The sequence below is a fragment of the Pseudoalteromonas sp. NZS11_1 genome (genome assembly GCF_015864275.1).
Taxonomy (GTDB): Bacteria; Pseudomonadota; Gammaproteobacteria; order Enterobacterales; family Alteromonadaceae; genus Pseudoalteromonas; species Pseudoalteromonas arctica.
In genome coordinates this window covers 1-1073 of the sequence record NZ_JADYXK010000064.1, presented here as the reverse complement: position 1 = coordinate 1073, position 1073 = coordinate 1, and the positions used below count along the sequence as shown (strand labels likewise).

Annotated in this window: 1 protein-coding gene; it reads left to right on the top strand. The window is 42.7% G+C overall.

The annotated features are described in order from the left end of the window. The coding region (locus I6F44_RS19500) for an IS91 family transposase (protein ID WP_197174410.1) at nt 1-753 on the top strand (753 nt) is incomplete at its 5' end. Between the last annotated feature and the right edge of the window lie 320 nt (nt 754-1073).

Here is a 1073-nt window from a genome sequence, read left to right as displayed (position 1 = left end):
TATCACTGTTTATTTAAAGCCGCATGGCAAACGCTGTGTAAATTTGCGAAACGAAAGAGGCATGGCCAGTTAGGCATGACAAGCGTACTGCATACGTGGGGGCAGAACTTAAGTCAGCATATTCACCTGCATTGCTTGATACCCGCAGGCGCGCTTGATAAAGCGCACTGGCATGAAATAGAAAAAGGCTATTTATACCCCGTTAAAGCATTATCAACAGTGTTTAGAGGGAAAATGCTCGCGGCGCTCAATGAATGCGATAGTTCATTCGCGAAGGTAAGCACACCAACCAAATGGTGCGTGTATAGCAAAGCCTGTTTAACGTACAGTGAAAAGCTAGTTAGTTACCTTGCTCGTTATACCCGAAAAGGCGTGATGTCAGAATCGCGATTAGTGTCAGCGACTGAAGAAACAGTGAGCTTTAAATACCGCGATTATGCAGATAACAACCGCGATAAAGTCATGACTCTGAGTTGTGATGAATTTTTACGGCGCTACTTACAACATGTATTGCCCAAAGGGTTTATGCGCATTCGTCACTATGGCTTTTTAGCTAATGCGTGTCGCAAGCGAAAGTTAGGGTTAATAAAGGCTCAAGTATCAGCAACCCCATGCAAAGCGGTGAAGCCGAAGGTAGAGCAAGAACGATTAATACCCCATTGGTCTTGCCAGTCATGCAAGACGGGTACCTTACGATTTATTGGTGTGATGAATTTAGATGAGGTGACAAATAAAATAGCGCGAACGAGTTAGCAGCCTTGCTTGCTGCATCAAATCAATAAGTTAACCTGCTTAATTGCTCAGGCTAATAGCGACTGTGCGAGCGAAAAATATCCTTGCTTAACGGTTAAACATTCGGTTTAATGAATAGATAATAAACGCTGAGCAATGCAGGGAAAGCTTAAATTATAATAGGTAAGCTTATTAAATTAGCTGATTTAGCTAGAGCCTCTAAAAAGCAAATTCCCATAGCATAAACAACACCAACTCTGACACACCGAGCAGGTAGCGCCTCAGTCCAACAAGCGATTATGCAACACAAACTGCGTGTCGCATAAATACTAAAGTGTTAT